Origin of the sequence: Ilumatobacter nonamiensis YM16-303 (assembly GCF_000350145.1) — a bacterium.
GTDB lineage: Bacteria > Actinomycetota > Acidimicrobiia > Acidimicrobiales > Ilumatobacteraceae > Ilumatobacter_A > Ilumatobacter_A nonamiensis.
Genome location: NZ_BAOL01000162.1, coordinates 1 through 7097, shown reverse-complemented (window position 1 = coordinate 7097; position 7097 = coordinate 1). Strand labels below are relative to the sequence as shown.

Sequence of the window (7097 nt, the reverse complement as noted above, 5' to 3'; positions counted from 1 at the left end):
GGCGGCGTGGCTCCACGCGGCCGCCGCAGCTCTCGGACCGCGCGAGGGTCTCGTCGCCGGCGACATCGTCGACCTGGTGCCCGACGCGATCGGCGCACTCCGATGAGCGCGTCGCTGCGTTGGGCGTGGGCCGAGATCGACCTCGACGCGATCGACCACAACGTCCGCCTGCTGCGCGAGCGGTTCGAACCGGCTGCGCTGTGGGCCGTGGTGAAAGCGGACGGCTACGGCCACGGTGCCACCGACGTGGCGCGCACCGCGATGGCGGCCGGCGCGGAGGGGCTGTGCGTGGCGTTCGTCCACGAGGGCATCGAGCTCCGGCGGGCGGGGGTCGACGCGCCGATTCTCGTGCTCACCGAGCAGCCACCCGAGACCGCGCCGCACATCATCGAGCACCGTCTGACACCGACCGTGTACCAGCGTCCGTTCCTCGACGCGCTCGTGGCCGCCGAACCCGTCGGCCTGCCGGTCCATCTCAAGATCGACACCGGCATGCAACGTGTCGGCACGCACCCGCACGCCGCGCCGTCGCTCGCGGATGCGATCGTTCAGCGCGCACCGGCCGTACGTCTGGCCGGAGTGTTCACTCACTTGGCGGTTGCCGACGCCGACGACGAGGACTCCGTCGACTTCACCGACCAGCAATTGGAAACGTTCGCCAAGACCCTCGCGCTGCTCCCGCCGGTGCCGGCGATCCACGCCGCCAACTCGGCCGGTGGACTCTCACGCGCTGATGCGCGGCTCTCGTTCGTGCGCGCCGGGATCGCCATGTACGGCATCTCCCCGGGGCCCGGAGTGGACCATCTGTGCGACGGGCTGCGTCCCGCGATGGAGCTGCGTGCACGGATCGGTCACGTGAAGCAGGTTCGTGCCGGGTCCCGCGTTTCCTACGGCCTGCGACACCGGTTCGACCGTGACACGACCGTGGCGACGATTCCGATCGGCTACGCGGATGGCGTGCCACGCCGTTTGTCGTCGGTCGGCGGCGAAGTGCTGATCGGCGGCCGCCGTCGACCGATCGTCGGCGTCGTCACCATGGACCAACTCGTCGTCGATTGCGGTGACGACAACGTGCGGGTCGGCGACGACGTCACGTTGATCGGAACGCAGGAGGGACCGGACGGGACCACCGAACGGATCCGTGCCGAGGACTGGGCCGCAGCGCTCGACACGATCGGCTACGAGATCGTGTGTGGGGTGTCGAAACGCATCGGTCGTGTCCCACGCCGTAGCATCGACAACTGATGCCCGAGCACTCGATCGCGCTCCATGCCGGCTCCTTGGCCGACACGCATGCGATCGCGGGCGCGGTCGCCGAGCTCTCACGCCCCGGGGACATCATCGTGCTGGCCGGGGAGATGGGTGCCGGTAAGACGGCGTTCGCCCAGGGGTTCGGTGTCGCCGTCGGTGTGACCGATCGTGTCACCTCACCGACGTTCACGCTCGTCCACAGCTATCCGATCGAGTCGGGTCCTCGGGCGGGGAAGGCGACGCTCCACCACGCCGACCTGTACCGACTCGACCGGACCAGCGAGGTCGCCGACCTGGCGCTCCGCGAACTCGCGGAGTACGGCGGGATCGTGCTGATCGAGTGGGGAGATGTCGTCGATGTGTTCGGTGATCATCTCGTCGTGCGCCTCGAACCGCACCGCAGCGACCCGGCAGACGCCGACGCCGCCGATGACGACAGTGACGTGCTCACGCTCGACGGACAGCGCGACCTCGAAATCGGTGCGGTCGGCACCGGATGGGCCGGTCGCTGGCAGAGTCTGCTCGAGGCAGTGGAGGGATACCGATGCTGATCCTCGGAATCGAGACCGCCACCGAACGTGTGAGCGTGGCGATCGGCGGACACGAAGGCGTGATCGGACTGTTCGAGGTCACGAAGGGCCGTCGTCACGCCGAGACTCTCGTGCCGGCGATCGAGTTCACGTGCCGCCAGGCCGGCATCGACATGGACGAGATCAGTGTCGTGGCGGTCGACGTCGGCCCCGGGTTGTTCACGGGGATGCGCGTCGGGCTCGCGGCGGCGAAGGCGATCGCGCTCGCGCTGCGGATTCCGATGATCGGAATCTCGTCGCTCGACCTCCTCGCATTCCCGTGCCGTCACACCGATCGGGTGGTCGTCCCGGTGATCGACGCACGCAAGGGCGAGGTGTTCTACGCGATGTACAAGCAGGTGCCGGGCGGCATCCAACAGGTCGCAGAACCCCAGGTCGGACCGGTCGACGATGTCGTCGCCGACCTGATGGCGCGCAACGAGGAGGCGCTGTGCGTGGGCGACGGAGCGCGGCGCTACTCGGAGGAGATCCTCGAAGGGTTCCACTGTGAGATCGGCGGCGACGCGTACCCGTCGGCGAGTCCGCTCGTGCAGCTCGCGCATGCGCGAGCGCTGCGTGAGGAGTGGGTCAACCCGCGTGAGATCGAACCGGTGTACCTGCGCGCACCCGACGCACTGATCAACTGGAAGACGCGGGCCGCTCGATGAGCGTCATCGAACGGATGCTCCGACGCGACTCCGCGTCCGGACCGAACGGACTGGTCCTCGCGCCGATGCGCAAACGCGACCTGAAGGACGGCGTGCTCGAGACCGAGAGCCACGCCTACCCCACGCCCTGGTCGCCGCGAGTGTTCCAGAGCGAGATCGAACAGGTCGGGAGCGGATCGCGCTACTACCTCACCGCGAGGCGTCGATCCGATGGGGGACGCGGACGGCCGACCGGCCCGAGCATCGGACACGGGGGTCTGTGGTTCACCGCCGACGAGGCGCACGTGACCAACATCGCGGTACATCCCGACGCCCGTCGCACGGGCGTCGCACGTGCACTCATGATCGCCCTGGCTGACGAGGCGATCCGTCGCGAGTGCGTTGCGTGGACGCTCGAGGTTCGCGTGTCGAGCACCGGAGCGCAGGGGCTGTACCACGAGTTCGGATTCGTCCCGGCTGGGGTCCGCAAGCGGTACTACGACAACGTGGAGGACGCCATCGTGATGTGGTGCCATGACATCCAGGAGGGTGACTACGCGCGTCGCCTCGACCACCTGCGGGGCACGCGATGACGACGCCTGACGCGCTCACCGTGGATGAGTCCACCCTGGTCCTCGGGATCGAGACGAGTTGCGACGAGACCGCGGCCGCGCTCGTCATGGGAGGCAACGATGTCGTCTCGAATGTCGTGTCGACGCAGATCGAACTGCATGCGGATTTCGGTGGGGTGGTTCCCGAGGTTGCGTCCCGCGCGCACCTCGACGCGCTCAACCCGGTGATCTCACGGGCGATCGTCGAAGGCGGCGTCGATGAATCACGCATCGATGCCATCGCATGCACCGTCGGGCCCGGACTGGTCGGAGCGCTCTTGGTGGGCGTGTCCGCTGCGAAATCGCTGGCACTCGCTTGGGGGAAGCCGTTCGTCGGGGTCAACCACATGGAGGCGCACCTCTACGCCGCGTCGCTCGAGGACCCGTCGCTCGAGTTCCCGCTCGTCGTCCTCCTGGTCTCGGGTGGCCACACGATGCTGGTCGAGATGCAGGATCACGGTCGCTATCGACTGCTCGGACAGACGATCGACGACGCGGCGGGCGAAGCGTTCGACAAGGTGGCCCGGTTCCTCGATCTCGGCTATCCCGGTGGACCCGCGATCGACGAGGCCGCCCTGCTCGGCGATCCCGATGCGATCCCGTTCCCGCGGGCGATGCGTGATGCGGGTCTCGACTTCTCGTTCTCCGGGCTCAAGACGTCGGTCATGAACTACGTACGCAAGCATCCCGACGTCGGGGATGCCGACGTGGCGGCGTCGTTCCAGATGGCGGTGGTCGACGTCCTCGTGCACAAGGCGCGGCTCGCCGCGGCGCAGGTCGGTGCGACCGGGATCGTGCTCGGCGGGGGAGTGGCCGCGAACTCGGTGTTGCGCGAGGAACTGCTGTCGGCCTGCGCTGCCGACGGAATCCAGGGGTTCCTTCCGAGTCGAGCGATGTGCACCGACAACGCGGCGATGATCGCGGCTGCCGGGTGGCACCGACTCCGATCCGACGGGCCGTCCACGCTCGACGTCGGCGCGATTCCGAACCTGAAGCTCCCGTTGATCGACTGACGCCGCCGACCTCGTCGCCACACGTCGACCCGGTTTCGGGTGGATTCGGGGTTTGTGTGAGCGAAAGCGACGACGGACGCGGATTCGGTCACACACACCGCTGGTTCGGGGTGGCCGGTGATGTGAGTTTGAAGAGGAGTGCCGCGTTGGGGATCGCGGCGGATGAAAGAATGGGCCGATGTCGAATGACGACGGTTTTGCTCCGCCTCCGCCCGAGGACACGTCCGAATCCGGCCTCGGCGGGCTCGCCGAGGAACCCTCCGCCGACGCCCCCGCGAGTGGCGGTCCGGAGGCGACCGGTTCCGATCCGCTCGATCCCACGCAGGCGATGCCGTCCGAGGGAACGGGTGCCCCAGGGACGCCGCCGCTCGACTCGACGCAGGTGATGCCGACCGAACCGGTCACGCCGCGGTCCAACCCGGTGCAATCGGGTGAGGGCATTCCGCCGATCGTTCCCGGTGCGGCCGCCGGTGCTGCGGGAGCCTCCGCTCGTCCGCCGACCGGAGGGGTGCCGTTGGAGGAGGACTTCCCCGAGGATCCGTGGTACAAGAACCCGCGCGTGGTCGCCGGCATCGTGCTGGGGCTGCTGATCCTGGGGCTGATCATCCTGCTGTTCGTGTTGCTCGGTGGCGACGACGACGAAGGTGCCATCGATGACGCCTCGGACGAGCCGGTGACGCTCGTGGTGATCCGGACCAACTCGGGAGGCGGACCCGTGGCGACCGGATTGAGTGTGACGGTCGCGACCCCGACTCCCTCGCCCGACGACTACCGGTGGGTCGAACCCGCCGACGCCGTCGTCGGTCGCTCGGCGGTGCTCGACACCGACGCCACGGGACGGGTCGAGTTCCGGTGGTCGCCGGTCGAGGAGACCGCGGGCTGGTCGACGACGGTCGACCTCGTCGAGGCGGTCCAACCAGAAGGTGACCAGGCCGTCTCCGGGATCGGGGCCACCTGTGAGCTGACTCGAGACGGATCGAGCGAAACGCTCGTCGTGGCCACCGACGTGGCGCTCGACGAGAGCAACGACTCGCTCGCCGGGGTCGGCACGTACAGCTTCCCGAACCAGACGTTCATTCCCGGCGATCGCATCGCTTGCGCCATGGTCAATCAGCTGGTCACTCCGCCGCCGACGACGATCGCGGAGACGACGACCGTTCCGGAGTCGACCAGCACCGTCGCCGAGACGACGACCACGGTGGCGGAGACGACGACCACGGTCGCACCGACCACCGCAGCCCCGACGACAGCGGCGCCGACCACCGCTGCCCCCACGACCGCAGCGCCGACCACGGCTGCCCCGACCACGGTGGCTCCCGACCCGGGAGTCGCCGATTTCCTCATCGACAACGGGTACGTGCAGTTCCACGATCTGCTCGAGAACGAAGGTGTTCTCGCGGACCTCGAGAACTCGAGTCAGCCGTTCACGCTCTTCGCTGCGTCCGACCAAGCGGTGGCCGATTTCCTCTCGAGCTTCGATCCGACGGGGCAACCGACGCTCGTACAGGTTCTGCAGTCGCACGTCTCGTTCGCGGGTGCGTTGGACCGCAGCGATCTCTCCGCTCGCAGCGACCTTCCCGTGGATTTCGGTGACCCTCAGCCGCTGGACGCGTTCGGGACACAGAGTCCGACCGTGGGCGGTGTCCCGATCATCGACTTCGACAACCCGGTCGAGAACGACGCTCCCGGCTTCGTTCACATCGTCGACGAGATTCTCACGCCGCAGTCTCAGCCGTAGCCCGTCTCGACTGGGGTCAGACCTCAGTGGAGACGCCGATACCGTGGACGGGGCAATGACGTACTCGATCGGCCAGCACGAGCTGGCGGCTCCCGTGGTCCTCGCGCCGATGGCCGGGGTGACGAATGCTCCGTTCCGCGCGCTCTGTCGCCGGTACGCGCCGGGGCTCGTGTACGTCAACGAGATGGTGATGGCCACACCGGTCGTCCAGGGCAATCCGAAGACGCACCGGATGATCACGTTCGGCGACGACGAGCATCCGCGCAGCCAGCAGCTGTACGGGTCCGACCCGGCGATCATGGGCGATGCGGTGCGCCAACTCTGTGACGACGGCCGTGTGGACCACATCGACATCAACTTCGGGTGCCCCGCGGCGAAGGTCACCCGTCGCGGTGGCGGAGCGGCCGTACCCGCTCGTCCTGAACTGCTCCGTGCGATCGTGCGCGCGGCCGTCGCTGCGGCGTCGCCGTACGGCATCCCGGTGACGACCAAGTTCCGGATGGGCTTGTTCGACGACTGGTTGACGTTCAAGCGCACCGGTGAGGTCTGTGCCGACGAGGGGGTCGCGTCGATCGCGATGCACGCGCGCACCGTCGAGCAGCACTACTCGGGCGAAGCGCGCTGGGAAGCGATCGGCGAGTTGAAGGAGCACATGTCGTCGCTCGGCGGGTCGATTCCGGTGCTCGGCAACGGCGACATCTGGGAGGCGTCGGACGCGGTCGCCATGATCGAACAGACCGGATGCGACGGGGTCGTGGTCGGTCGTGGGTGTCTCGGCCGGCCGTGGCTGTTCGGCGACCTGGTCGACGCACTCAACGGCCGCGAGGTTCCACCGAGCCGCCTGCTCGGCGAGGTCGCAGCCGTGATGGCCGACCACGCCGCGCTCCTGGCACAGCACCTCGGTGAGGATCATGCGATGCGAGATTTCCGGAAGCACACCGGGTGGTACATGAGTGGGTACCCCGTCGGCTCGGAGATCCGCCGTCGGTTCTCGATGACCAAGTCGCTGGCCGAACTCGACGACATTCTTGCGACGATGCTCGACAAGGTCGGCGCCGACGCGACGATCGTCGAGGGCGGCGAGCGGATCAAGCGCGGTCACACGAACGGACCGATCAGAGTCGCGATTCCCGAAGGGTGGCTGGACGGCCAGACCCGCCAGTCGCTCGACTCCGACGTGACCGTCCCTGACGACGATCACGTGATGGCCCTCTCCGGCGGATGATCGAGGTTCCCACGCAGCGTTCTCGTGAACAGTTCGCGCACGG

7 protein-coding genes are annotated in these 7097 nt (G+C 68.0%); all 7 read left to right on the top strand.

All coding sequences use genetic code 11. The features are described 5' to 3' along the window. Positions 1 to 102: 102 nt before the first annotated feature. The 7 genes from alr to dusB all read left to right on the top strand — a co-directional run bounded on the left by alr (position 103) and on the right by dusB (position 7054). Positions 103 to 1245, top strand: coding sequence for an alanine racemase (alr, locus tag ON45_RS14305; RefSeq protein ID WP_040494676.1), 1143 nt, complete (start codon positions 103 to 105; stop codon positions 1243 to 1245). Then, on the top strand, positions 1245 to 1802 hold the full coding sequence (gene tsaE, locus ON45_RS14300) for a tRNA (adenosine(37)-N6)-threonylcarbamoyltransferase complex ATPase subunit type 1 TsaE (RefSeq protein WP_051063097.1): 558 nt from the start codon (positions 1245 to 1247) through the stop codon (positions 1800 to 1802). The genes alr and tsaE overlap by 1 nt, the downstream gene beginning before the upstream one ends. Beyond that, positions 1796 to 2488: a tRNA (adenosine(37)-N6)-threonylcarbamoyltransferase complex dimerization subunit type 1 TsaB gene (tsaB, locus tag ON45_RS14295; protein ID WP_040494675.1), complete on the top strand. Its 693-nt coding sequence runs from the start codon at positions 1796 to 1798 to the stop codon at positions 2486 to 2488. Before tsaE ends, tsaB begins: the two co-directional genes overlap by 7 nt. Then, on the top strand, positions 2485 to 3060 hold the full coding sequence (gene rimI, locus ON45_RS14290; protein WP_051063096.1) for a ribosomal protein S18-alanine N-acetyltransferase: 576 nt from the start codon (positions 2485 to 2487) through the stop codon (positions 3058 to 3060). The genes tsaB and rimI overlap by 4 nt, the downstream gene beginning before the upstream one ends. Beyond that, on the top strand, positions 3057 to 4091 hold the full coding sequence (tsaD, locus tag ON45_RS14285) for a tRNA (adenosine(37)-N6)-threonylcarbamoyltransferase complex transferase subunit TsaD (RefSeq protein ID WP_040494674.1): 1035 nt from the start codon (positions 3057 to 3059) through the stop codon (positions 4089 to 4091). Before rimI ends, tsaD begins: the two co-directional genes overlap by 4 nt. Before the next feature lie 178 nt (positions 4092 to 4269). After that, positions 4270 to 5829: a fasciclin domain-containing protein gene (locus ON45_RS14280; protein ID WP_040494673.1), complete on the top strand. Its 1560-nt coding sequence runs from the start codon at positions 4270 to 4272 to the stop codon at positions 5827 to 5829. 55 nt (positions 5830 to 5884) lie between these two features. Then, complete coding sequence (gene dusB, locus ON45_RS14275) at positions 5885 to 7054, top strand: tRNA dihydrouridine synthase DusB (RefSeq protein WP_051063095.1); 1170 nt, start codon at positions 5885 to 5887, stop codon at positions 7052 to 7054. Positions 7055 to 7097 lie beyond the last annotated feature (43 nt).

What these genes read in the sequence shown, in the direction of transcription:
- tsaD (WP_040494674.1), top strand. Translation starts at nt 3,057, where the DNA reads ATGACGACGCCTGACGCGCTCACCGTGGATGAGTCCACCCTGGTCCTC.
- rimI (WP_051063096.1), top strand. Translation starts at nt 2,485, where the DNA reads ATGAGCGTCATCGAACGGATGCTCCGACGCGACTCCGCGTCCGGACCG.
- tsaE (WP_051063097.1), top strand. Translation starts at nt 1,245, where the DNA reads ATGCCCGAGCACTCGATCGCGCTCCATGCCGGCTCCTTGGCCGACACG.
- dusB (WP_051063095.1), top strand. Translation starts at nt 5,885, where the DNA reads ATGACGTACTCGATCGGCCAGCACGAGCTGGCGGCTCCCGTGGTCCTC.
- alr (WP_040494676.1), top strand. Translation starts at nt 103, where the DNA reads ATGAGCGCGTCGCTGCGTTGGGCGTGGGCCGAGATCGACCTCGACGCG.
- tsaB (WP_040494675.1), top strand. Translation starts at nt 1,796, where the DNA reads ATGCTGATCCTCGGAATCGAGACCGCCACCGAACGTGTGAGCGTGGCG.
- ON45_RS14280 (WP_040494673.1), top strand. Translation starts at nt 4,270, where the DNA reads ATGTCGAATGACGACGGTTTTGCTCCGCCTCCGCCCGAGGACACGTCC.